Here is a 22,948-nt window from a genome sequence, read left to right as displayed (position 1 = left end):
TTATTTTTGGGCTATATCTACAAAAAAGCCATCCCGAAGGATGGCTTTTATAACAAAGAATAATTTCTTTTATTTTTTAATCACTTTGATTGTTTTTGTCGCATTATCTGAAGATACTTTTACAAAGTAAGTACCATTTGATAAACCTGACATATCAATCTGAGCCGTAGTTGCATTAATTCTGCTTGCAAAAACCTGCTGACCCATGATATTAAATATTGCCACATCTGTCATATCTTTTGAATATGAGAAGTTCAAGACATTTTTAACTGGATTTGGATAGAACGCAAATGAGCTAGAATCGAACTCATTAACCCCTAAATTAACCGTAATTGTTACAGCTAAGCTAGATGTACCAGCACAACCTGCAATAGTCTGAGTAGCATAATATGTAGTGGTATCCACTAATAAAGTTGAGTTCGGCAATGGATTAGCCGCAACTGATGCATCTGCTGATGAAGCATACCATACAATATTACTTCCGGAAACTACAATATCGCTAAGCATTTGTCCTGTAACGAAAGTCTGACTCGCAGCTCCTGTTGGTGCTGGTGTGTTACTTACTGTAACCGTTACATCCAATCTTGTTGCTGATTCACAACCAGAAACCGTTTGAGAGGCAAAATAATGTGCTCCGTCAACTAATACAGTTGTAGAAGCTAAAGGCGACCCGCCTATTGCTGCTGCATACCATTGCACTCCTGTCCCTGCTGCTACTAAATTCGCAACCGTTCCGGCGTTACAGAATGTTTGTGACGCAGAACCAGTTGGCTGAGACGTACTGTTTACAGTAACCGTAACATCAAATCTTGTGGCTGATTCACAACCCGAAACCGTTTGAGAAGCAAAATAGTGTACGGCATCAACCAATGTCACTGTAGAAGCTAAAGGTGCTCCTCCTGTTGGTGCTGCATACCATTGAATTCCGCTACCTGTGGCAACTAAATTAGCTACCGTTCCAGCGTTACAAAATGTCTGAGCTGCAGTTCCTGTTGGGACAGCAGTTACATTTACAGTAGCCGTTACATCAAATCTTGTCGGTGATTCACAAGTGGAAGTTTGTGATGCAAAATAATGTACACCATTCACCAAAGCGGTTGTCGAAGCTAAGACTGTTCCTCCTGTAGCAGCGGCATACCATTGAATTCCTGTTCCGGTAGCCGTTAAATCAGCTACAGTTGCCGCGTTACAGAATGTTTGCGCAGCCGTTCCGGTTGGAGCAGCAGTGGTACATTTTTTTCCATATGAAAAGAAGCCTGTAAAATTAGCAGCTGCAATTGCTGTAGCTGTAGCTAAAGATGCTCCAGGTACATTTACGGAGGCAGGTATGATTGCATTGTAAAGTCCTGCAGCTGAAGCGGACTGAAGAATTTCATCATTAATTGCTATTGCAGCGTCATTCTCTCTTACAAAAACATCGGTAAGGTTAGCACCTCCAGCAATTACAGAAGCTTCCCAACGATTAGCTCCCAAACTTGAATATATACTTGGATATGTTCCTGAATTGGAAGTAAAAGTCTCTGCCATCAATTTTACTCCTGCCAGTGTAGTTGTAGGTGCCATATTTATTGGAAGGTAAACTGTCCCTTTACCTACAGGGAATAAAGTAGTCTGATCATACGTTGCAGCCGAAGCTCTTACACCAAAAGTTCTCGCAAATGGTCCATTAACATAAGCAGTAGCTGAACCACCAACTAGAGTCCCGGCGGCGGTTGCTGTACCTAAAGTAAGCAAATTTGCTGCTGTTGTATTTAGTTTCGCATTGATTAATGTCAAGGTTCCACTTACTGAAATTGGCACGTTGAATGTAACACCGGTTGCATTCGTATTGTCTACAATTAAATTAGCAAGATTGGCTGTAACTGCCGATGCTGAATTTCTAAAAACTCCACTTCCTGATACCGATTGAGGGTTAACATTTGAAACCGCCGCTACAGAAGTAGGGCTAGGTGAGCCTAATGCAAAATTAGTTATTGAAGCCGTAAGTGTTCCGTTATTTAAAACATTCCCACCTATTACAAATAAAAACGAACCTGTTGCTCTTAATTCATTACCTGCATTGATGGTTAAATTCCCGTGAATCCCTAAACCTTCCGGTAAGGTAACTATTCTGTTAGCAACAGCTGAATTTAAGACAAGATTTCCTAAATTCAAACGTGCAGTTGATATATACGGATCTACAATATAACCACCAGTATTGGTTGTTACATCCATAGAAACTCCATTTCCAATATTAACTGTGTGTGCTGTAGTTGCATTTGCATGGGAAGTAACTCCGTAACCAAAAGAATAATCTGATGTACTTGTTCCAACGTGTGGATCAACAATTGTAATTTGACCACCTGTTAATGATACAGTACTTGTGTTAATTCTGAACAAAGTGGTTCCGGTAGCAACACTATTTGCAACGATACCATTATCGTTTCCATCTTCAATGATGGCGCCACCACTTTGATTGAATGTTGAACCCAAAGCAATCAATACATTTCCGTTCACATTTAATGTTCCACCAGAAACATTAAAAGTTCCATTATTCGTAAAAGTATTATTTTTAAGTGTACAACCAACTGTTAAATCTCCTGAAGACTGCACCATCGTACCACCCACAGCAACTGTTACATTTTTTGCAACATTTCCTGCAGAAGCTACAGTAACTACAGTAGCATTTGCGATTACTACGGCATCTGTACATGTAGGAATAGTTCCTTTATTCCATATAGCTGCTGAATCCCAACTACCTGTTGCAATAGAAGTAAAAGGCACGTCAGCCGAATTAATTCCCATATACAATCCCGTAGCAGTGGTCAAATCAGCGGTTGTTAAGCCTGTTCTTTGTGCGCTTGGTGTTGTCGTACCGTTTTGGTGCGTTCCTGCGATTGCGGCTAAATCAGTCATTATTCGAGAATTACCATTCGCGGCCGTATACGCATTTTGAGCTATTAAAACAGCAGTATGTGTTCCTGAAACATAGACATATCCTGCTTCCGCAGTGACAGCCCATTTTCCATTATATCTGTCATTGATAGTGTAAGCACCGTCTGCAATAGACAATCCTGTAGTCATTCCGGTACCATCGGTATAAACAACCGCCAGTTCACCTGCTGTATTTCCAGTAACGGTACCACTAGAACGGGTAATATACATCGCCCTGTTTGCACCTGAAGCATTTATAAACGGATATCTGCTAGTAGTATTTGTCGGATCAGTTCCGGCAGTAATTGCAGTTCCGGTCGCTGCTGTTGTCCACCATCGTGAAAATTTAGCACCGGTCAGGAAACCAGTTCCAACCGGAGCAGTAAGTGTTCCTCCTACAGCATTATTACCAAATGTCATTTTATTGGTCCCCATATTAATTCGGGCTCCGGTAAGATTTAAATTATTAGCAATTTTAATATCATTAAACGACCAAATAATGTTTGGAATACTGGCATTAGTATTACTGAAAGTAAGGTTTCTAATTACACTTGTTACAAATGTTCCAGAACCATTTACAGTTTGAACGGCAGTACCATTCAAAGTTAAATTACCGCCAGTTGTGATTCCAACAGAAATATCCATTGTACCATTGTTTGTGATATTCCCAGTTACAGTCAAAGTTTTCCCTGTTGTAGCATTAAAAACATTTACAGCACCTCCAACGTTAACTGTTAAATTTCCATTGACAGCAAATGTTGTTGGTGTTGCACCATAATTAAGAGTTCCGCTAACATCTAAATTATTTATTGCCAAACCGGCTAAATCAAGTGTCACGATATTTCCAGTAGAAATAACAGCAGAGTCGAAAGGACTTGGAACAATACCGATATCCCAAGTACTTGGCGAACTCCAGTTTCCGGTAACAATAGAAGTAAAAGTACCTGGAGCAGTCGTACTCGTTGATCCCAACAGACCGCTTGAAGGAATTCCACCTTCTGTTGCAGCTGCAACTTTATAATAATATAACGTTGAAGGAGTAAGACCTGTTTGGACAGAAGAATATCCTGTTCCAGTCGTAAGCATTGACGTGGAAGATACTGTTGTATTAACCACACCCGCAGTAAAGCCCGCATCTAAAGCACGTGTTACGACAAAAAGAGTTTCATTTGTTGAATTATCAATCCAATTTACTGTCGTATTTCCCGAAGTAACAGCTGTAAACGTCATAGTTATAGCATCAGAGGGAGTGGCCGATAAAGGTGTTAAACTATAAGTTCTTCTGCTTCCGTTTGCAGGAGTATCAATAGAAGCAATTGGTCCGACGGCTGCAATATTAGGATTGGCTGTATATGGAGCAACTATCGAAGAAGTATGGGCAGTATGATTTACGGAAACAAAATTACCTGTCGCCGCCCCGGTATAAAAACCAATCGATGGAGCTCTACTTGATGCCGATACATTAGTAACTGACATCGTTCCATAAACCGCTTCAAGAGTTCCATTTTCATAAAGTCTCATCTGCCATGTCGATGTACCTGCAGCTGCTGTTGTATAAAAGAGTTGCATGTCAACAAATTCAACCACCAAAACACGATTTGGAGTAGTCCCGACCATCTTGTAATGAATTTTTCCCGTCGTGGTACCCGTTCTAAAATCTGCATTAAAAGCAGATAATCTTGGTGCTGTCGCTGTTCCACCGCTTATAGTATAAGTATTTGTACTTACAACTGCTGAACCAAGTTGAATAATCCCATCTTCCTGAACAGAAAACTGAGTATATTTTGAACCCATCAAATAAAAATTAAACCCGATGTTGGTCACGGCTGAAGCAGTGGCATCCAATCCAGGACCTACCAATTGAGTGGTTCCAGAACTCATATCCACGTTATTCCCAATCATGTCTAATGCAAGTGAGCCACTACTACCTGTAGAAAAAGCGTAGTTACCGGCACTTTGAGAAAAAGAGTTTTGAAAAAAAAGTACCATCAGTGAAATAGCAAGGAATCCAAAAAAAGTATTGCTTTTTTTGCTTTGGATGCTTTTACCTGCAATTTCGGAAAAGGAGCCTATTTGTATCGAGCTCCGGAGTAAATTGTAAAGATTTCCCATAAATATAAAAGTTGTTAATATAATAATTCCCAAACATATCCATTTAAATTTACAAAAGCAATGGATAAAAACACATTTTTATAACTAAATACTTTCATTTAGTTAAATAAAACAGAAAGATTAACCCAAAATTTAAATAATTTAACAAAAAAAAGCGGTTACATCTCTGTAACCGCTTTCTAAATTATGCTTGCCCGGCAGGACCAAAATTCAAAGGAATTGGAGGTTGCTCGGTATCTTTGATTTCCCCATGGGTAGTTTCAAAACGGTGAACATTCTCGGCCAAAGCCTTCACTAATCTTTTGGCATGCTGCGGTGTCAAAACTATTCTTGATTTTACCTTAGCTTTTGGAGTACCAGGCATGATACAGACAAAATCCAAAACAAATTCTGATGCAGAATGATTGATAATTGCCAAATTGGAATAGATTCCTTCAGCAGTTGCCTCGTCCAACTCAATGTTAATTTGTCCTTGTTGTGGTTTTGAATCGCTCATATCTTAATAATTATACTCTTCTTTACTAGCCATCATTTCATGAAAGTCTTCTTTAGAACCTACAATTGTATTGTCATATTCTCTCATACCGGTACCGGCTGGGATTCTGTGACCTACAATTACATTTTCTTTCAATCCTTCTAAGTAATCTATTTTTCCTGCTACAGCTGCTTCGTTCAGAACTTTTGTAGTTTCCTGGAACGATGCTGCAGAGATAAAAGATTTCGTTTGAAGCGAAGCTCTTGTGATACCTTGTAAAACCGGAGTAGCTGTTGCAGTGATTACATCACGGGCCACTACCAAATTTTTATCACCACGTTTCAATAAAGAATTTTCATCACGCAATTCACGAGGAGAAACAATCTGACCTGGTTTAATATTTTCAGAATCACCGGCATCTTCAACTACTTTCATTCCGTACAACTTATCATTTTCAACGATAAAGTCTTTCGTATGAATCAATTGATCTTCTAAGAATAAAGTATCTCCCGGATCCTGAACACGTACTTTACGCATCATTTGACGGATGACTACCTCAAAGTGTTTGTCATTGATTTTTACCCCTTGTAAACGGTATACCTCCTGAATTTCATTAACCAAGTACTGTTGAACAGCAGCTGGTCCTTTGATTCTCAATATATCATCCGGAGTGATTGCTCCGTCAGACAATGGTACACCAGCTCTTACGAAGTCATTTTCCTGAACAAGAATCTGGCTTGAAAGTTTCACTAGATATTTCTTAACCTCACCGAATTTCGATTCGATAACGATCTCACGGTTACCTCTTTTGATTTTTCCAAAAGAAACAACACCATCAATTTCTGAAACTACTGCAGGGTTTGAAGGATTACGAGCTTCTAATAACTCAGTAATTCTTGGTAAACCTCCGGTAATATCACCAGCTTTTGAAGAACGACGTGGGATTTTCACTAAAATCTTACCAGCCTTAATTTTTTCGCCGTTTTCAACCATCAAGTGGGCTCCAACCGGTAAGTTATAAGAACGGATCAATTCATTGTCTTTACCGTAAATCAATAAAGTCGGGATTAATTTTTTGTTTCTTCCCTCAGAAATTACTTTTTCCTGGAAACCTGTCTGCTCATCGATTTCAACTTGGAACGATTGTCCTTGTTCTAAATCTTCGTAAGCAATTTTACCGGTAAACTCAGAAATAATAACTCCATTATATGGATCCCATTTACAGATTACATCTCCTTTTGTTACGACTTGACCGTCTTTTACAAAAATACTTGAACCGTAAGGAATATTATTTGTTGCTAAAAGGATTTCTGTTTTGACATCGATTAATTTCAATTCCGTAGAACGAGAAATCACAATATCAACAGCGTTACCTTCACCATCTTCACCTTTAACTGTTTTCAAATCTTCGATTTCCAAACGACCGCCAAATTTAGCAACGATACTGGATTCCTCAGAAATACCACCCGCAACCCCTCCAACGTGGAAAGTACGTAATGTCAACTGGGTTCCTGGCTCTCCAATAGACTGTGCGGCAATTACACCAACAGCTTCACCTCTTTGAGTCATTCTTCCGGTTGCTAAATTTCTACCGTAACATTTAGCACAGATACCTTTTGTAGCTTCACAAGTCAATGGTGAACGAACTTCGACTCCTTCAATTGGAGAAACTTCAATCACTTTCATGATCGCTTCGGTGATTTGCTGTCCTGAACGAACCAAAACTTCATTAGTCAAAGGATTCACAACATCCTGCAAAGCAACACGTCCTAAAATTCTTTCTCCTAAAGTTTCAACGATTTCCTCATTCTTTTTCAATGCAGAAACTTCTACTCCTCTTAACGTACCACAATCTTCGATGTTAACAATAACATCTTGCGAAACGTCATGTAGTCTTCTTGTTAAGTATCCGGCATCCGCCGTTTTCAAAGCGGTATCCGCAAGACCTTTACGCGCACCGTGAGTAGAGATAAAATACTCAAGGATCGAAAGACCTTCCTTAAAGTTAGAAAGAATCGGGTTTTCAATAATTTCACCACCACCGGCAGTCGATTTTTTAGGCTTAGCCATCAAACCACGCATACCCGTTAACTGACGAATCTGTTCTTTGGAACCCCTTGCTCCAGAATCAAGCATCATATACACTGAGTTGAAACCTTGTTGGTCTTCTCTAATGTTTTTCATTGCTAATTCCGTAAGCTGTGCATTGGCAGAGGTCCATACGTCAATAACTTGGTTGTAACGTTCGTTATTGGTAATCAGACCCATGTTATAATTTACCGAAATACCTTCAACTTGTTCTCTGGCATCCGCGATTAATTTTGTTTTTTGTTCTGGGATTCTAATATCACCCAATGAGAAGGATAATCCTCCTTTAAAGGCAAATTTATAACCCATATCTTTCATGTTATCCAAGAACGCAGCCGTTGTTGGTACATTGGTTGTGCTCAAGATATGCCCGATAATGTCCCTAAGGTTTTTCTTGGTCAATACATCATTTATATAACCTGCTGCTTCGGGTACTACTTCATTAAACAATACACGTCCGGCAGTTGTCTGGATAATTTTGTAAACCAATTCTCCTTCTTCGTTGAAATCTTTTGCACGAATTCTCACTCTTGCGTTCAATTCCAAACAACCTTCATTCAATGCAATGTTTACTTCTTCTGCAGAATAAAAAGTAAGGCCTTCACCTAAAATTTTATGCTCCGGAGTGGACAAACGTTCTTTGGTCATATAGTAAAGACCAAGTACCATGTCCTGCGAAGGTACAGTAATTGGCGCACCATTAGCAGGGTTAAGTATATTGTGAGAAGCCAACATTAACAATTGTGCTTCCAAAATAGCCTCTGGTCCAAGTGGCAAGTGAACTGCCATCTGATCCCCATCAAAATCCGCATTAAATGCCGTACAAACTAAAGGGTGCAACTGGATTGCTTTTCCTTCAATTAATTTTGGCTGGAATGCCTGGATACCAAGTCGGTGCAAAGTAGGAGCACGATTCAGTAAGATTGGGTGTCCTTTAATTACATTTTCAAGGATGTCCCAAACTACAGGCTCTTTCTTATCTATTATTTTCTTAGCTGATTTTACAGTTTTTACAATTCCTCTTTCTATCAATTTACGGATAACGAAAGGTTTGTATAATTCGGCCGCCATATCCTTTGGGATACCACATTCGAACAATTTTAATTCAGGTCCAACAACAATTACCGAACGGGCAGAATAATCCACACGTTTTCCAAGTAAGTTTTGACGGAAACGACCTTGTTTACCTTTCAATGAATCAGAAAGTGATTTCAATGGTCTGTTAGATTCTGTTTTAACAGCAGAAGCTTTACGCGTGTTGTCAAATAATGAATCTACTGATTCCTGCAACATACGTTTTTCGTTTCTTAAGATAACTTCAGGAGCTTTGATCTCCATTAATCTTTTCAAACGGTTGTTACGGATGATTACACGACGGTACAAATCATTCAAATCTGAAGTTGCAAAACGACCACCATCAAGCGGCACAAGAGGACGTAATTCTGGTGGGATAACAGGAACCACTTTCATAATCATCCATTCCGGACGGTTTTCACGGTTCAGGTTAGACTCACGGAATGATTCCACTACCTGCAATCTTTTTAATGCTTCTGTTTTACGTTGTTTAGACGTTTCGTTATTAGCACTGTGACGTAATTCGTAAGACAATTGGTCTAAATCGATACGTGCCAATAAGTCCATGATACACTCCGCTCCCATTTTGGCAACGAATTTATTTGGATCATGATCATCTAAATATTGATTTTCCTGAGGAAGGGTATCTAAAATATTCAAATATTCCTCTTCAGTTAAAAAGTCTAATCTTTTCAAAGATTCCCCATCAGCATTGGTTGCATTACCAGCCTGGATTACTACGTATCTTTCGTAGTAAATGATCATATCTAATTTCTTAGACGGAAGACCAAGGATGTAACCGATTTTGTTTGGAAGTGAACGGAAGTACCAGATATGAGCAATTGGCACCACCAAATTGATGTGACCTACTCTGTCTCTACGTACTTTCTTTTCAGTAACTTCCACACCACAACGGTCGCAAACGATACCTTTGTAACGGATTCTTTTATATTTTCCACAAGCACATTCGAAATCTTTTACAGGTCCGAAGATTCGTTCGCAGAAAAGACCATCACGCTCAGGCTTGTGCGTTCTGTAGTTGATAGTTTCAGGCTTCAACACCTCACCTCTTGACTCAGCCAAGATAGATTCTGGTGATGCTAATCCTATCGAAATTTTGTCGAACCTTTTTACAGGGTTCTTATCTTTATTATTATTTCTATTATTCATCATAGTTTTTACTATTGATTTATTTGCAATTAAAAAATTGATTCTTGTTTTAGTCTAAAGTCAAATGTCATAAAGTTTTTAAAGTCTCGGAGACTTTGGACTTTGGACTTTGGACTTTCAAACTTTCGACTTAAAACACTACCGCGAATTACTTCTCTAAACTTCAACTAATTTTTGAAGTGCTATTTATAAAATCTTTACGGCCAAATAAAAAATCGGAACGGTTTACGGGTATAAATCCTAAAAACTTGTATAAAAGAGTAATCAGTTTCCGGATATTGCTATCCGAAAACTGAAAACTAAAATTAATTTATTCTTCTAATCTGATGTCAAGTCCAAGACCTTTCAGTTCATGCATCAATACATTGAACGATTCAGGTAATCCTGGTTCCGGCATACTTTCACCCTTAACGATTGCTTCGTAAGTTTTAGCTCTACCGATAACGTCATCCGATTTCACTGTCAAGATTTCTCTCAGTGTGCTTGATGCTCCATAAGCTTCAAGTGCCCAAACCTCCATTTCTCCAAAACGCTGCCCTCCAAATTGAGCTTTACCACCCAATGGTTGTTGAGTAATCAACGAGTATGGTCCGATAGAACGTGCGTGCATCTTGTCGTCAACCATGTGCCCTAATTTTAACATATAGATCACACCTACGGTTGCCGGCTGGTGGAAACGCTCTCCAGTCCCACCATCATAAAGATAGGTATGACCAAAACGTGGAATTCCAGCTTCGTCAGTCAATTCATTGATTTGGTCTAAAGTAGCACCATCGAAAATTGGAGTAGCATATTTTCTACCTAATTTTTGTCCAGCCCAACCTAAAACCGTTTCGTAAATCTGACCGATGTTCATACGTGAAGGTACCCCAAGTGGGTTCAACACGATATCAACTGGTGTTCCGTCTTCAAGGAAAGGCATATCTTCGTGACGAACGATACGTGCAACAATACCTTTGTTACCGTGACGACCCGCCATCTTATCCCCAACTTTCAACTTACGTTTTTTAGCGATATACACTTTTGCCAATTTCAGGATTCCTGCTGGCAGTTCATCTCCAACAGTGATCGTGAATTTCTCTCTTCTTAACGCACCTTGTAAATCGTTCAGCTTAATTTTGTAGTTATGGATCAGATCATTCACCATTTTATTGGTTTCATCATCAGCAACCCATTGCCCTTTGCTTAAGTGAGCAAAATCTTCAACTGCGTTCAACATTTTTTGAGTGTATTTTTTACCTTTTGGCAAAACTTCTTCACCCAAATCATTCATTACACCCTGAGAGGTTTTTCCGTTTACGATATTGAAAAGTTTTTCAACCAGTTTGTCTTTTAATTCAACAAATTTTACTTCAAATTCCATTTCAAGTGCCCCTAAAGCATCCTTGTCCTGAGTACGTTTACGTTTATCTTTTACTGCTCTTGCGAATAGTTTTTTATCTAAAACCACACCGTGCAAAGATGGAGACGCTTTTAACGAAGCATCTTTTACATCTCCTGCTTTATCCCCGAAGATTGCACGAAGCAATTTCTCTTCCGGAGTAGGATCTGATTCTCCTTTTGGTGTAATTTTTCCGATCAGGATGTCGCCAGGTTTAACCTCTGCTCCAATTCTGATCATACCATTCTCATCTAAATCTTTGGTAGCTTCTTCACTAACGTTTGGAATATCATTCGTTAATTCTTCGTTACCTAATTTAGTATCTCTAACTTCCAATGAATAATCATCGATGTGGATGGAGGTGAAAATGTCATCACGAACCACTTTCTCAGAAATTACGATAGCATCCTCGAAGTTGTACCCTTTCCAAGGCATAAACGCCACTTTTAGGTTTCTACCTAAAGCCAGCTCTCCGTTTTGCGTAGCATATCCTTCTGAAAGAACTTGTCCAGGAATTACTCTGTCCCCTTTTCTTACGATAGGTTTCAGGTTAATGCTTGAACTTTGGTTCGTTTTTCTGAATTTAATTAAGTTGTATGTTTTCTCATCTGCATCAAAACTTACCATTCTTTCTTCTTCAGAACGGTCGTATTTAATAGTGATGATATTAGCATCCACATATTCTACAGTACCATGTCCTTCTGCATTGATCAATACTCTGGAATCAGAAGCCACTTGGCGTTCCAAACCTGTACCTACAATTGGTGCTTCCGGACGTAATAATGGAACGGCTTGACGCATCATGTTTGATCCCATCAACGCTCTATTCGCATCATCGTGTTCCAAGAAAGGAATCAACGAAGCAGAAATCGAAGCAATCTGGTTAGGAGCTACATCGGTATAATCCACTTTTGACGGGTCGATTACCGGGAAATCACCTTCCTGACGCGCAATTACGTTGTCGGCAGTAATTTTTCCTGTTGCATCCATTTGAATGTTTGCCTGAGCAATCATCATTCCTTCTTCTTCTTCAGCGCTTAAGTATACTGGAGTAGCATTTAAATCTACTTTACCATTAGTTACTTTACGGTATGGTGTTTCGATGAAACCCATTCCGTTAACTTTGGCGTAAACCCCAAGAGACGAAATCAAACCAATGTTTGGTCCCTCTGGTGTTTCAATCGGACACAAACGACCGTAGTGAGTATAGTGAACGTCACGCACCTCAAATCCGGCTCTTTCTCTTGAAAGTCCACCTGGTCCAAGGGCAGATAATCTTCTTTTGTGCGTAATCTCAGCAAGTGGATTCGTTTGATCCATAAATTGAGACAACTGGTTGGTACCAAAGAAAGAGTTGATTACTGATGATAATGTTTTGGCATTAATCAAATCAATAGGTGTAAACACCTCGTTATCCCTAACGTTCATTCTCTCACGAATAGTTCTCGCCATACGCGCTAAACCCACACCGAATTGTTGAGACAATTGTTCACCAACTGTTCTAACACGACGGTTTGATAAGTGATCAATATCATCAATCTCTGCTTTAGAGTTGATCAATTCGATCAGGTATTTTACAATGGTAATGATATCTTCTTTGGTCAAGACCTGCTTTTCCATTGGGATATCCAAACCAAGTTTTTTGTTCATTCTGTAACGACCTACTTCACCTAAGTTGTAACGTTGGTCAGAGAAGAACAATTTATCGATAATACCACGAGCAGTTTCCTCATCAGGCGGTTCTGCGTTACGCAATTGCCTGTAGATATGCTCAACGGCTTCTTTTTCAGAATTGGTTGGATCTTTTTGTAACGTGTTGTGGATAATAGAATAATCAACCTGATTGTTGTCTTCCTTGTGTAACAAGATAGACTTCACGTTAGATTCCACTACTTCTTCCACATTATCTTTGTCAAGGATAGTATCCCTGTCTAAGATAATTTCGTTACGTTCGATAGAAACTACTTCACCAGTATCTTCATCTACGAAATCTTCATGCCATGTATTCAATACACGGGCTGCTAATTTTCTACCGATATATTTTTTAAGTCCTGTTTTAGAAACTTTAATTTCTTCAGCTAGGTCGAAAATCTCCAGGATATCCTTGTCTCTTTCGAAACCTATTGCACGGAATAAAGTCGTTACAGGTAATTTTTTCTTTCTATCGATATACGCGTACATTACGCTGTTGATATCGGTAGCGAATTCAATCCATGATCCTTTAAAAGGAATAACACGGGCAGAATATAATTTGGTTCCATTTGCATGGAATGATTGTCCAAAGAAAACCCCTGGTGATCTGTGTAATTGCGAAACAACCACACGTTCAGCACCGTTGATAACAAAAGTACCACTTGGCGTCATGTAAGGAATTGTTCCAAGATATACGTCTTGCACAATAGTTTCAAAATCTTCGTGCTCTGGATCTGTACAATATAGTTTTAATCTTGCTTTTAACGGCACACTATAGGTTAGACCTCTTTCAATACATTCTTGAATTGTATAACGTGGTGGATCTACAAAGTAATCGAGGAACTCCAATACAAAGTTATTTCTTGTATCTGTAATTGGGAAATTTTCCATGAAGGTGTTGTATAACCCTTCGTCGCCTCTCTCGTCGGACTTCGTTTCCAATTGGAAGAAATCTTTAAATGACTTAACCTGAACATCTAGAAAATCCGGATAGTCAGGAATATTTTTAGTAGAGGCAAAATTCAATCTTTCAGTCTGATTTGTTATCATCAATGGACAAAATTTTGATTAAAAAAAAGTAATTTTTTTGTGTAAAAACACTGTTTAATTTATACTTTCTTTTTATAACCGATACATCTTTAAAAATTATTCAACAGTACTCTTTTGATAATTTTCTTTCCTCGTATTGATTAAAAATTTTTTCGTATTTTAAACTTTTATTATAATAAAACGTGTTGTAATTTTATTATACGAAAAATGGTTTAGGCCCTTGGACGTTTGTCCAAGGCCTAAACCTAGTTCTAAAACCGGTGTGTTGTTATTTTAACTCAACAACAGCTCCAGCTTCTTCTAAAGCTTTCTTAAGACCTTCAGCCTCTTCTTTAGAAACTCCTTCTTTAACAGCGCTAGGAGCACTATCAACTACATCTTTAGCTTCTTTAAGACCTAAACCTGTAAGTTCTTTTACTAATTTTACAACTGCTAATTTAGAAGCACCAGCTTCTTTTAACATAACTGTAAATTCAGTTTGAGCTTCTTCAACAGCAGCGTCTCCACCACCTGAAACTACTACAGCTGCAGCAGCTGGTTCGATTCCGTACTCGTCTTTTAATATTGTTGCTAAATCGTTAACTTCTTTTACAGTTAGGTTAACTAATTGTTCTGCGAATTGTTTCAAATCTGCCATTTTTTCTATCGTTTTAAAATGATTTGTAAAATATAATTTATTAATGTGCGCGTTTTCAATGCGCTTAATTCCAACTATTGCTAGTTTTAATTAAGCTACCTCTTCGTCTTTGAATTGGTTCATAAGAGCTGATATAACTCTTTGTGCAGGAGACTGAAGTAATCCAATGATTTCTCCAATAACTTCCTCTTTCGATTTTAGCGATGCTAATGAATCTAAGAGATTGTCTCCAAGGTAAATTTCAGAATTGATGAAAGCTCCTTTTAATACAGGCTTATCTGATTTCTTACGGAAATCTTTCATGATTTTTGCAGGAGCATTTGCTACATCTGCAAGAAAGATACATGTATTACCTGTTAATGTAGCAGGCAATTCACCATAATTGTTTTCAGAAGCTTCCATTGCTTTTGCAAGCAAAGTATTCTTAACAACCTCTAATTTAATACCTGCTTTATAGCAAGCTCTTCTTAAGTTTGAAGTTGTCTCTGCATTTAGACCGGAAATATCTGCTAGATAAACAATATTTGAACCAGCTAACTGTGCAGTTAAATCTTCAATCGCGATTGATTTTTCTTCTCTAGTCATACTAAAAATTTTTAACTACCAATTATACTGCTTTAGGGTCCAATGCAATTGCAGGACTCATAGTGCTTGTAAGGTGAATACCTTTAATGTAGGTACCTTTAGCAGCAGTTGGTTTAAGTTTGATTAATGTTTGAATAATTTCGTGTGCATTGTCATAGATCTGATCAGCTCCAAAAGAAACTTTTCCGATTCCTGCATGAACGATACCGGTTTTATCAACTTTGAAATCGATTTTACCAGCTTTAACTTCCTGAACTGCTTTTGCAACATCCATAGTTACCGTACCAGTCTTAGGGTTTGGCATTAAACCACGTGGTCCTAAAATACGACCTAATGGACCTAATTTACCCATAACTGCCGGCATAGTGATGATTACATCCACATCTGTCCAACCGTCTTTGATTTTTTGTAAGTAATCGTCAAGACCTACATAGTCTGCTCCTGCTGCCAAAGCTTCCGCTTCTTTGTCCGGAGTAACCAATGCTAATACTTTAACGTCTTTACCAGTTCCGTGAGGCAATGTTACTACACCTCTAACCATTTGATTCGCTTTTCTTGGATCTACACCCAAACGAACTGCGATATCAACAGACTCATCAAATTTTGCAGAAGCAACTACTTTTAACAATGCCGCAGCATCTTTTAAAGAGTATAATTTGTTCTTTTCAATTTTTGAAGCAGCCTCTTTTTGCTTTTTTGTCAATTTTGCCATGTCTTTCTTAATTAAAAAGGAGCGTCTCCCGTTACAGTTATACCCATAGATCTAGCTGTCCCAGCGATCATGCTCATAGCAGACTCGATAGTGAATGCATTTAAATCAACCATTTTGTCCTCTGCGATTACTCTAATTGTGTCCCAAGTAACATTTGCTACTTTTTTACGATTAGGTTCACCAGAACCAGACTTTAGCTTTGCAGCATCCATTAACTGGATAGCAGCAGGTGGTGTTTTTACAACAAACTCGAAAGATTTGTCTTTGTACACTGTAATTTGCACTGGGCAAACTTTGCCGGCTTTATCTTGTGTTCTTGCATTAAATTGCTTGCAGAACTCCATGATATTAACACCAGCAGCACCTAAAGCAGGTCCAACCGGTGGCGATGGATTCGCAGCACCTCCCTTAACTTGTAGTTTAACTACTTTACTAATTTCTTTAGCCATTTTTAAAAAATTTAACACACCATCATTGGAAGCGATGTATGTGGTTTATTATGTGTAACGATATTATACTTTTTCAACTTGCATAAAACTCAGCTCTAAAGGTGTTTTTCTTCCGAAAATTTTCACCATTACCTCCAGTTTACGCTTTTCTTCATTGATTTTCTCAACCGTTCCATTGAAACCGTTGAAAGGACCATCAACCACCTTAATTGTTTCACCTATATTGAAAGGTATTGCATGAGTGTCGGTTTTCACAGACAATTCATCCACTTTACCCAACATTCTGTTTACTTCAGAAAGTCTTAACGGCACAGGATCTCCTCCTTTTACTTCACCTAAAAAACCAATAACACTAGTTATAGACTTAATAATATGAGGTATTTCACCAGCAAGATTTGCTTCAATCATTACATATCCGGGAAAGTAGACTTTGTCTTTGGTGATTTTTTTTCCTTCTTTCACAGTAACCACTTTTTCAGTAGGCACTAATACTTGAGAAATATAATCCCCCATTCCCAATCGGTTGATTTCGGTTTCGATATAAGCCTTAACTTTATTCTCTTGTCCGCTTACCGCTCTAACAACATACCACTTTTTCACATTATTGTCCGTCATCACAAAAAAATTAAGCTTTTATCCAAGTAAAAAATCCAGCTAATGCTTTCGCGAAAACTTCGTCTACTCCCCAAGTTGCCAAGGCGAATAGTACTGAGAAAACAGCCACTATAATCGTTAGACGTTGCACTTCAGCCCATTCTGGCCAAGTTACGTTTGACTTTAATTCCTCAAACGCTTCACTGATGTAATTAACAACTTTTGTCATTATAATTTTGTTTTTTGCACGGGCGGAGGGATTCGAACCCCCATCAACGGTTTTGGAGACCGCTATTCTACCCTTGAACTACGCCCGTAATTAAAAGCCAGCGAAAATTCAATTAGAATTTCACTGGCCTTTTATAATTTAGAATAATTATTCTGTAATTTCAGTAACCTGACCAGCACCTACTGTTCTACCACCTTCACGGATAGCGAAACGTAGACCAATGCTCATAGCGATAGGACTTAACAAAGTAACGTTGATAGTTAAGTTGTCTCCTGGCATCACCATCTCTACACCTTCTGGCAAAGTAATAACTCCTGTTACGTCAGTTGTACGTACGTAGAACTGTGGACGGTAGTTGTTATGGAATGGAGTATGACGTCCACCTTCTTCTTTTTTCAAGATATACACCTCAGCTTTGAAAGTTGCGTGTGGTTTAACTGAACCTGGCTTAATAATAACCATACCTCTTTTGATATCAGCTTTATCAATACCTCTTAACAACAAACCAACGTTGTCACCAGCTTCACCTCTATCAAGGATTTTACGGAACATCTCAACTCCTGTAATAGTAGAAGTTAATTTTTCAGCTCCCATACCAATGATTTCAACTGGATCTCCTGTATTAGCAATACCTGTTTCGATACGACCTGTAGCAACAGTTCCACGACCAGTAATTGTAAATGAATCCTCAACTGGCATCAAGAATGGTTTTGCAATATCACGCACTGGTTCTTCGATCCAAGCATCAACAGCAGCCATTAATTCAATAATTTTAGGTACCCAAGCCGGATCGCTATTCAATCCACCTAAAGCAGAACCTTGAATAACCGGACAGTTGTCACCATCATATTCGTAGAAAGATAATAAATCTCTGATTTCCATTTCAACTAGCTCTAAAAGCTCAGCATCATCAACCATATCCACTTTGTTCATGAATACTACCATTCTAGGAATACCAACCTGACGTCCTAAAAGGATGTGCTCACGAGTTTGTGGCATTGGACCATCTGTAGCAGCAACTACCAAGATAGCACCATCCATTTGAGCAGCACCGGTAACCATGTTTTTTACGTAATCCGCGTGACCTGGACAGTCAACGTGTGCGTAGTGACGGTTAGCAGTTTCGTACTCAACGTGAGATGTATTAATTGTAATACCTCTTTCTTTTTCTTCTGGAGCATTATCAATTTGATCAAATGATTTTGCTTGACAGTAACCCGCATCAGATAACACTTTTGTTATTGCTGCAGTTAATGTAGTTTTTCCGTGATCCACGTGCCCAATTGTTCCTATGTTTAAGTGGGGCTTGTTACGGTTAAAGGTTTCTTTTGCCATTTTACTTAATTTTTAATCTTAGTTATATATTAGTGTTCTTATTTATTACACAATTGAGCCAATGTCGGGAATTGAACCCGAGACCTCTTCCTTACCAAGGAAGCACTCTACCCCTGAGCTACACCGGCAGAATCCTTGAATTAGGACTTTTGATATAAAGATTTAAAATAAATTTCAAAACCCTAAATCAGCAATTCAATATGTGGGGAGAGCAGGATTCGAACCTGCGAAGACGTAGTCAGCAGATTTACAGTCTGCCCTCGTTGGCCGCTTGAGTATCTCCCCTACTTTTCTCATTATCAAACCTTTACGGTTTTGAGCCGGCGGAGGGACTCGAACCCACGACCTGCTGATTACAAATCAGCTGCTCTAGCCAACTGAGCTACGCTGGCGAATCAATAAAAAAAGCCCGCTATTTCTAACGGACTGCAAATGTATATCTTTTTGTTTTTTAATCAAAACTTTTTGATGAAAAATTTTGGATTATATATGAGTTCTTACTTTTTCTTTTCTTTTCTGCAATAATCGCGCTAAGGATTCTGCTGATTGTTCTACCGCTTCTTCAAAAGTTTTACATTGTTTTTTTACCATGAAATCATCACCAGGAACATGAATTTTCACCTCTGCAATTTTATTTTCTTTATCACTTGTCTTTTCAACTTTTAAATAAATTTCAGCCGACACTACCTTATCATAATATTTTTCTAATTTATCCATTCTTTCCTGAACGAAATCTAATAGTTTTCCGTCAACAGTAAAATTAACTGCGTGAACATTTACATTCATAATCAAATTATTTATAGGTTATACAAAATGGAATTATTTTTGACTTCTCGGATGTGCCGCCCCATACACTTTTTTCAATTCCGCCAAACTGCTATGTGTGTATACTTGTGTCGACGCCAAACTGGAATGTCCTAACAATTCTTTTACCGAATTCAGGTCTGCCCCATTATTGAGCAAATGCGTTGCAAAAGTATGCCTCAAAATATGAGGACTCTTTTTGACCTTCTCGGAAACGTTACTAAAGTAGTCATTTATTAATCGATACACAAGAGAATCATTCAGTTTAACGCCCTTTAACGTTAGAAAAAAAAACACTTCATCCTTAACAGTTTTTAATCGGGACCTTTCTGATAAATACAAACTAAATTGGTCTCTAATTATAGGCAATAACGGAAGAATCCGTTCCTTATTTCTCTTTCCCAAAACCTTCAACGTCGAATTCGAAAGATCGATATTTTCCATTTTGAGATGAATTAATTCAGTTCTTCGTATTCCCGTGGTATAAAACAAGTCGATCATCAGCTTGTCGCGAATCCCTTCGAAACCATCCGGATACTTTATTTCTGTCAGCACCCGATTGAGTTCTTTTTCCGAGAAAGGAATCTGAAGACTTTTAGCCGTTTTTAATGACTTATGCTTTAACAAAGGGCTTACCTCTATTTGTTTGGTCTTCAGCAGGAACTTGTAATACGATTTTAAAGATGAGATTTTCCTGTTAACCGAAACATTCGAAACATCGGCATCAACCAAGGAAACAATCCAGCTCCGAATCAGATTGTAATTAACTTCCAAAAGACTCTCCTGGTAAAAGTTTGTAATAACAAACGTTTCAAAGAATCCCACATCGTTCAGATACGCATGGACGGTATGGGGAGAATAGTTTTTCTCCAACTGCAGATACTCCCGAAACGCTGTCTTACTATTTTCCATAAAAAAACCGTTAGCATCAAAGTTAAAAAACTTTAATTACTAACGGTTATATTTTCGAAAAGTTATTTATTAACTTTCTAAACCATCTTTCATGTTCTGAATGTAAGCCGCTTTCTGGATTTTCATTCTGTTTGTAACAGAAGGTTTAATAAAAGCAGTACGTGCTCTTAACTGACGAACAGTTCCTGTTTTATCAAATTTTCTTTTATAGCGCTTTAATGCTCTATCGATATTTTCTCCGTCTTTAATTGGTATAATTAACATAATATTGACACCCCCTTTCGTTAGGTTGCAAAAGTATATTTTTATTTTGGATAATGAAGTATAATATGATTAATTATTTTATACAAAAAAAGCCAAGTTACAATTTCTTGCTTCCTGGCTTTATTTGTATTCTGTTTTTTCTATTATTGTTTAACTGCTGGCTGATAATTTTGCTTATCGATAATCATTTTCGACAAGATCTCTTTCAATATTTCCGATGTTCCTCCTCCTATTGGCCCTAAACGACTGTCTCTAAACAGGCGCGCTAAAGGATATTCTTCCATATAACCGTAACCTCCCAACATCTGCAAACAGCTATAAATAGTTTCATCGGCTACTTTTGTTGATTTCAGTTTCGCCATAGTAGCTTCTTTTACTACATATTCTCCTTTATCCAATCGCGCTGCAGCTGCATAATTAAACACCTTACAATGCTCGACATCTGTGGCATGCTCAACAAGCGTATGTCTTAATGCCTGAAACTTATTTATCGTGGTTCCAAATGCCTCGCGCTCTGACATGTATCCTATAGTATAATCAATTGCATATTCTGCTCTGGCATGACCATTGATAGCCATGATTAAACGCTCAAAAGCAAAATGCTGCATGATATATGGAAATCCTTTTCCTTCTTCACCCATTAAATTCTCTACAGGAATCTCCACATTATCAAATGCAATTTCCGCTGTATCAGAAGCCCTCCATCCTAATTTATCCAGTTTTGTCGCCGATATACCTTTCAGATTACTATCAACCAAAAACATACTTATTCCTTTATTGCCAAGGTCTGGATTTGTTTTGGCAGCAACTACATAATAATCGCCATAAACACCATTTGTAATGAATGTTTTTGAACCATTAATAATATACTTGTCACCGTTTTTTACAGCCGTAGTGCGCATTCCTGCCACGTCACTACCACCGAAAGGTTCCGTGATGCATAAAGCGCCTATTTTATCACCTGAAATACTCGGGGCTAAATAATCTTTTTTAATTCGCTCACTTCCTTCAGCATTTAAATGCGTCATTGCTAAATAGGCATGTGCCCACATCGCTGCTGCAAAGCCGGAAGATTTTATTTTCTGAAGCTCTTCTAAGAAGATAACTGTATAAAATAAATCCAAATTCAATCCACCATAAGCTTCAGGGTATCGTAAACCAAAGAAACCCATGTCGCCGAACTTTTTCCATATAAATCGTTCTATAGCACCTGTCTTTTCCCATTTTTCAATATGTGGAACAACTTCTTTCTGCAAAAAATCTTGCAAACTCTTTCTAAATAATTGGTGCTCTTCAGTAAAATATATTGAATCCATAGGGTTGAAATAGTTGATATAATTAATTAAAGTCCAAATATAAGGCAATTATATCAACTTTATCAACTGGAAAATTCCTAATTTTTAGTAAATCTTCCTTTGTTTTTATGTCTCCGTTCATACTTCTGTAGGTCACAATTGTTTTTGCCAGCGCATATCTGAAATATGGGAATTGGGACAAATCTTTTACGGAAGCATTATTTACATTGACCTTTTTTAATTTTGGCTGTACCGAAACCTTAAAGGATTTATTCAGGCTTTCTATTACTTCGGGCGACAAACCCCAGACATCTTTCATTTGTTCCATACTGACAAAACCACCCAGAATTTCCTTTTGCTTTAAGATTCTTTCGGACAGGCCTGCCCCGATACCATAGACTTTGACCAAATCCTCTTGCGTTGCCAGATTGATATCCAATATGACAATCTTTTCTTTTTTATTAAATTTAGAAAACGATTTTTGGGCATAGGAATTAGTATTGCTTTTATTGGTAACCCAATCCGGAAATTTAAAATAGGGAGAAATAGCGTTCAGGAGTGAATCGGAAACTTTTGTTACCTGTTGGAATTCGACAGCAGAATTGACGTATTTGTTTAATTTTCTATATGCCAAAAGCCGGTCGATTTCCGAAACTGACATTCCCAGTTTATATCCTTTGAAATCCGTGATGAAATTTGGATTGAACGGATAAATTTTCGGCACGTAGTCATACTGAACCTGCTTTAAGGAATCCACTTCCGTTTGGAACGCGAGCCATTGCAATTTTTCTTTGGAATCCTTTTCAGCGGTTGTAAAATCAATAAAAAAATAACTCAACTGTAGCGCGATACTGATGGTGAACAACATGAAAATACCACTTCGCTGCTCATTGGAAAATTGGAAAAAGGATTTTAATGTCATAAATGATTTATAAGTCAAATACCGATGTGCGCTTTGCCCGAATTAAATCTTTCAGTCTGATTAAAAAAGCCAGTGTCAAATAAACCCCAAACCATAACCCTGCCGTCACAAAGGATATATAAATAAAAAACAGGCGGACGCTGCTGGCGCGCATTCCTAATCGGTCTGCTAAACGGGAAGCCGCATTAAAGCCGTGTGTTTCGAAAAAATATTTAAGTCGGATTACAAATGACATTTTATATGTTTCAGATTTAT

General features: G+C 38.1%; 17 protein-coding genes and 4 tRNA genes. All 21 read right to left on the bottom strand.

The features are described 5' to 3' along the window. Positions 1 to 69: 69 nt before the first annotated feature. Positions 70 to 5,025 carry an S-layer family protein gene (locus FNW07_RS11180; RefSeq protein WP_126744802.1) on the bottom strand — a complete coding sequence of 1,652 codons (4,956 nt, stop codon included), beginning with the start codon at positions 5,023 to 5,025 and terminating at the stop codon, positions 70 to 72. 184 nt (positions 5,026 to 5,209) lie between these two features. Then, a complete protein-coding gene (locus FNW07_RS11175; RefSeq protein ID WP_126744801.1) occupies positions 5,210 to 5,521 on the bottom strand; it encodes a DUF3467 domain-containing protein in 312 nt (103 codons plus the stop codon). Positions 5,522 to 5,524: 3 nt separating this feature from the next. Then, on the bottom strand, positions 5,525 to 9,835 hold the full coding sequence (rpoC, locus tag FNW07_RS11170) for a DNA-directed RNA polymerase subunit beta' (RefSeq protein WP_126744800.1): 4,311 nt from the start codon (positions 9,833 to 9,835) through the stop codon (positions 5,525 to 5,527). Between the two features lie 307 nt (positions 9,836 to 10,142). Next, entirely contained in the window at positions 10,143 to 13,955 is a 3,813-nt protein-coding gene (gene rpoB / locus FNW07_RS11165) for a DNA-directed RNA polymerase subunit beta (RefSeq protein ID WP_126744799.1), read from the bottom strand. Between the two features lie 268 nt (positions 13,956 to 14,223). After that, positions 14,224 to 14,592: a 50S ribosomal protein L7/L12 gene (rplL, locus tag FNW07_RS11160; RefSeq protein ID WP_126744798.1), complete on the bottom strand. Its 369-nt coding sequence runs from the start codon at positions 14,590 to 14,592 to the stop codon at positions 14,224 to 14,226. Between the two features lie 90 nt (positions 14,593 to 14,682). After that, positions 14,683 to 15,177 (bottom strand): 50S ribosomal protein L10, encoded by a 495-nt coding sequence (gene rplJ, locus FNW07_RS11155; RefSeq protein ID WP_126744797.1) that lies wholly within the window; start codon positions 15,175 to 15,177, stop codon positions 14,683 to 14,685. Positions 15,178 to 15,199: 22 nt separating this feature from the next. Beyond that, a complete protein-coding gene (gene rplA / locus FNW07_RS11150) occupies positions 15,200 to 15,889 on the bottom strand; it encodes a 50S ribosomal protein L1 (RefSeq protein ID WP_126744796.1) in 690 nt (229 codons plus the stop codon). Between the two features lie 11 nt (positions 15,890 to 15,900). Then, a complete protein-coding gene (rplK, locus tag FNW07_RS11145; RefSeq protein ID WP_144265631.1) occupies positions 15,901 to 16,338 on the bottom strand; it encodes a 50S ribosomal protein L11 in 438 nt (145 codons plus the stop codon). A gap of 63 nt (positions 16,339 to 16,401) precedes the next feature. Continuing rightward, positions 16,402 to 16,953: a transcription termination/antitermination protein NusG gene (gene nusG, locus FNW07_RS11140; RefSeq protein WP_144265630.1), complete on the bottom strand. Its 552-nt coding sequence runs from the start codon at positions 16,951 to 16,953 to the stop codon at positions 16,402 to 16,404. 10 nt (positions 16,954 to 16,963) lie between these two features. Then, the gene (gene secE / locus FNW07_RS11135) at positions 16,964 to 17,161 is read right to left on the bottom strand and encodes a preprotein translocase subunit SecE (protein WP_144265629.1); all 198 of its coding nucleotides are present in this window, start codon (positions 17,159 to 17,161) and stop codon (positions 16,964 to 16,966) included. 17 nt (positions 17,162 to 17,178) lie between these two features. Beyond that, positions 17,179 to 17,249: transfer RNA gene (locus FNW07_RS11130), tRNA-Trp, on the bottom strand. A 59-nt stretch (positions 17,250 to 17,308) separates the two neighbouring features. Next, on the bottom strand, positions 17,309 to 18,496 hold the full coding sequence (gene tuf / locus FNW07_RS11125; protein ID WP_144265628.1) for an elongation factor Tu: 1,188 nt from the start codon (positions 18,494 to 18,496) through the stop codon (positions 17,309 to 17,311). Between the two features lie 56 nt (positions 18,497 to 18,552). After that, a tRNA-Thr gene (locus FNW07_RS11120) sits at positions 18,553 to 18,624 on the bottom strand. 75 nt (positions 18,625 to 18,699) lie between these two features. Further along, positions 18,700 to 18,781: transfer RNA gene (locus tag FNW07_RS11115), tRNA-Tyr, on the bottom strand. A 33-nt stretch (positions 18,782 to 18,814) separates the two neighbouring features. Continuing rightward, positions 18,815 to 18,888: transfer RNA gene (locus FNW07_RS11110), tRNA-Thr, on the bottom strand. A gap of 91 nt (positions 18,889 to 18,979) precedes the next feature. Next, entirely contained in the window at positions 18,980 to 19,282 is a 303-nt protein-coding gene (gene hpf / locus FNW07_RS11105) for a ribosome hibernation-promoting factor, HPF/YfiA family (RefSeq protein WP_126744453.1), read from the bottom strand. Positions 19,283 to 19,315: 33 nt separating this feature from the next. Further along, positions 19,316 to 20,212, bottom strand: coding sequence for a tyrosine-type recombinase/integrase (locus FNW07_RS11100; protein ID WP_126744452.1), 897 nt, complete (start codon positions 20,210 to 20,212; stop codon positions 19,316 to 19,318). Positions 20,213 to 20,281: 69 nt separating this feature from the next. Next, positions 20,282 to 20,476, bottom strand: coding sequence for a 30S ribosomal protein S21 (gene rpsU / locus FNW07_RS11095; RefSeq protein ID WP_126744451.1), 195 nt, complete (start codon positions 20,474 to 20,476; stop codon positions 20,282 to 20,284). A gap of 143 nt (positions 20,477 to 20,619) precedes the next feature. Continuing rightward, positions 20,620 to 21,792 (bottom strand): acyl-CoA dehydrogenase family protein, encoded by a 1,173-nt coding sequence (locus FNW07_RS11090; protein WP_126744450.1) that lies wholly within the window; start codon positions 21,790 to 21,792, stop codon positions 20,620 to 20,622. Between the two features lie 22 nt (positions 21,793 to 21,814). Continuing rightward, a complete protein-coding gene (locus FNW07_RS11085) occupies positions 21,815 to 22,693 on the bottom strand; it encodes a helix-hairpin-helix domain-containing protein (RefSeq protein WP_126744449.1) in 879 nt (292 codons plus the stop codon). A gap of 7 nt (positions 22,694 to 22,700) precedes the next feature. Further along, positions 22,701 to 22,928 (bottom strand): PspC domain-containing protein, encoded by a 228-nt coding sequence (locus FNW07_RS11080; protein WP_126744448.1) that lies wholly within the window; start codon positions 22,926 to 22,928, stop codon positions 22,701 to 22,703. Between the last annotated feature and the right edge of the window lie 20 nt (positions 22,929 to 22,948).

This window comes from Flavobacterium sp. GT3R68 (genome assembly GCF_007109225.1).
GTDB lineage: Bacteria > Bacteroidota > Bacteroidia > Flavobacteriales > Flavobacteriaceae > Flavobacterium.
Note: the sequence above shows the minus strand (reverse complement) of the source record. Positions and strands in the feature narration are given on the sequence as shown.